The organism is Ureaplasma diversum NCTC 246, from assembly GCF_000731915.1.
In the GTDB taxonomy this organism is placed as follows: Bacteria; Bacillota_I; Bacilli_A; order Mycoplasmatales; family Mycoplasmoidaceae; genus Ureaplasma; species Ureaplasma diversum.
On record NZ_JFDP01000027.1, the window covers coordinates 1 to 3209 of the forward strand.

General features: G+C 33.6%; 2 protein-coding genes. Both read right to left on the reverse strand.

Annotated elements, in window-relative coordinates; genetic code table 4:
* Positions 1-160 precede the first annotated feature (160 nt).
* A complete protein-coding gene (locus UDIV_RS01015) occupies positions 161-1447 on the reverse strand; it encodes a hypothetical protein (protein WP_038102033.1) in 1287 nt (428 codons plus the stop codon).
* 320 nt (positions 1448-1767) lie between these two features.
* Positions 1768-3186 carry a hypothetical protein gene (locus tag UDIV_RS01020; protein WP_038102036.1) on the reverse strand — a complete coding sequence of 473 codons (1419 nt, stop codon included), beginning with the start codon at positions 3184-3186 and terminating at the stop codon, positions 1768-1770.
* Positions 3187-3209 lie beyond the last annotated feature (23 nt).

Below are 3209 nucleotides of genomic sequence, written 5' to 3' on the forward strand. Positions count from 1 at the left end.
AGATCAACTGCCATCATTAAATTTTACTTTAATAATGTTGCAGTTGCTCTTGCAATCGAGCAACCTAGGAATGTCCCTAGGTTTTTGTTGTGTTAATATTAGTTAATTGTTATTAAATCTACTAATTAGTTGGGTGTGGTGTTTGGTTTTTATAGGGTTTTTATTTTATTGTTACTTCTTCACTGCTTTTACTTAATAGATTTTTCTTTGTATTATCCTTAGACAATCACACACTTGTAACTCGATATGTTCCTTTTTCTTCAGGTTTGACAAAAGGAAGGTTTGAAGAAATAGTAAATGTTACAAAATCACCATTCACTTTTTTCTCCACAAAGAAGTCCTTTGACCCAATAAAGGCTGTAGCTAATTGTTCAACTTCAGCTAGACCTTTTTCTAATTTAAAGGCTAATCGATCTTTTTCAATTTCTTTAAATGTTGTTGCTGATGTTCTTAATGTTAATCAAAAATATTTATCAGGAGCTACTCAAAATTTTACTGGAGTTATTTGGTTTTTTCTTTCAGTATCTTTTTCTTTTGCATTTTTAACAACATCATTAATTTTTTCTGCTTGTGATGGATCTTTAATTTGATCAATTTGATTTGTAAATGTTTCTTTATCTTTAGTTAATAAGTTACTTAATTTATTAACTTCAGATTTTGCTTTTTCTTTTTCTAATGCTAATTTTTGTTCAGGTGTTTGTTCATTAGAACCAGCTTGTTGTTGTTGTTGTTGTTGTTGTTGTTGTTGTTGTTGTTGTTGTGCTTTTCCATTAGTTTCAGCGTTATCACTAGATGAGCTTCCGGTTTGTCCTTTTTGTTCTTCTGAACTTTCTTTACTTCCAGCTCCCGTGTCTCCACCTGTCTTAGATTCTTCTGAATTTTTAGGACTTTCTTGTTGATTTTTATTTCCTTCGCTTCCAGGATTTGCAGACCCATTTGATGGATCAGAACCTAGGTTAGGGTTATTTCCATCCTTTTTAGAATCGGCATCACCACCTGAACTCTTCGGATCTTCTTGTTTGTTTCCTAAACTTGGGTTAGGTGTTTTAGGAGTTTCTGGAGATGCAGGCGGAGTTGTGCCTGGTGAAGTTGTTGTTCCGCCATCAGTTGATCCACCTTGATTTGATCCATCACCTTTTGGTGTTGTTGGAGGTGTGTTAGTTGAAGCACCTGGTGAAGTTGTATTACCGCCATCAGTTGAACCGCCTGACGGAGGTGTTGTTCCGTTGTTTTGAGTGCCTTGACCAGTTGGATTTGTTGTATTACCACTTCCAGGGTTTGTAGATTGAGTTCCACCAGATTGAGATGGGTTTTGAGTACCTTGAGAAGGTTTGCTTGGTTTTGCCTTTGTTGGTGCACAAGCTGCAACTACTCCAATAACACTAACCCCTGCCATAATCGCACCAACAGATAAAGCTAGTGCTTTTTTGTTTTTGAATTTACTCATATATTAATAAATCCTTTGATAGTTAAAATTATGTTGAAAATTCCTTTTTAAAAGTTTGGTTTCAGAAATATAGAGCAATTCTAAATTCAATTTTTCGTGCTTCAAAAAAAAAAAAAAAGGACTTTCTAGGCAAATGTTCCGGTTAAAGGTGTTTTGATAGATTCGTAATTTTGTTTTGTTTTAATAATTTCGTTTACGTGTTTTAATAGAATGTAATTGTATAGAAACAAAAAAACCAACATTTTTTGTCGGTTTTAATTGTGTTTTTATATGTTTAATTTTTATGCTTAAGTAATAAAAAGAGGAAATAAAGGGTTGGGTTATGATTTAAATTCAATAGTATCCTTTAGTAGGTTGTTCTTTTGAGTGTCAGTGTTAAATCATAGGCTCTTAATGTATCAATTACCATTGCCTTTTTCATTAGGATAAGGGAAATCAGTGAAAATTAGGAATGACGTTTTTCCATTACCTTGTTTTACTATTTCTGTTCATATAGGTGTACTATCATTAGGCTTTGTAGCAAAATGCGTCGTAGAATCTGTTCCTTTGGCATTATTTTCAATGCTAAACCCAAACTTTTTACCATCAAATTGACTATAAAGTTTAGTAGAAACTTCAAGAACTATTTGTGGTCAACCATCAGGAAGTCTTTGATATTGTACAAGTTTTAGTACTTTTGAATCAACACTAATTTCTCTATCATTCACTTTCTCAGATACATCAACAAACTTTTCATCTTCAGGTTTTGACGTTTCAAACAGTTTTATTGTTTTAACTTTATATTTACTTATTAGATTAATATTAGAAAAAGAAACAATAGCAGAATTATCTTTTATTTCAACTCTTGAATTTGATTTAATTGGATCTTTTGAACCGTTAACTTCTAAAAGCTCAACATCTACAAATTTCCCATCAGCATTTTCGAACTTTAAAGGTAAAACAAAATCTACATTGTTTTCAGTAAGTTTTACATTATCTTCTAAATTTACTGCTACAGGTTTAACAGTTTCACCTGTTTGTGGTAATGTGCTTTCAGTGTTAGGATCTTGTGGTGCTTCAGTTTTTTTCTTACCGTCGTTTTGCCCATTTGAGCTATCACCATTTTCTTTTGGAGAATCAGCTTGCATATCTGGTTTTTCAGCACTTCCTGGACTTGACGGGTCTACTTTTTGGGTTTCTGATGGATTCCGGTTATTAGTATTACCATCTTTTTCACCTTTTTGATCTGAACTTATAGAATCTTCAGATGGTTTAGAACCTAGGTTTGGTGTTTTATTATCCTTCATTTCTTCATTAGAACCAGAACCTACACTCGGACTATTTCCCTCAGTTTTTTCTTCACCTTTTGAATTAGTGTCACCACCTGAATTCTTAGGATCTTCTGGTTGTGCTTGCTTACTTGGATTAGTTGTCATTGGATCTTCTTGTTTAATTCCAGATTCTGGATTAGTTGCTCCTGGATTTGTATTAGTTGAACCTGATGATGGATTAGTTGTGTTATTTTCTGAACCTTGACCACTTGGATTTGTAGTGTTTCCACTTCCTGGATTTGTAGATTCTGTTCCACCAGATTGAGATGGGTTTTGAGTGCCTTGAGATGGGTTTTGAGTGCCTTGAGATGGGTTGCTTGGTTTTGCCTTCGTTGGTGCACAAGCTGCAACTACTCCAATAACACTAACCCCTGCCATAATAGCACCAACTGCAAGAGTTAATGCCTTTTTATTTTTGAATTTACTCATATATTAATAAATCCTTTGATAGT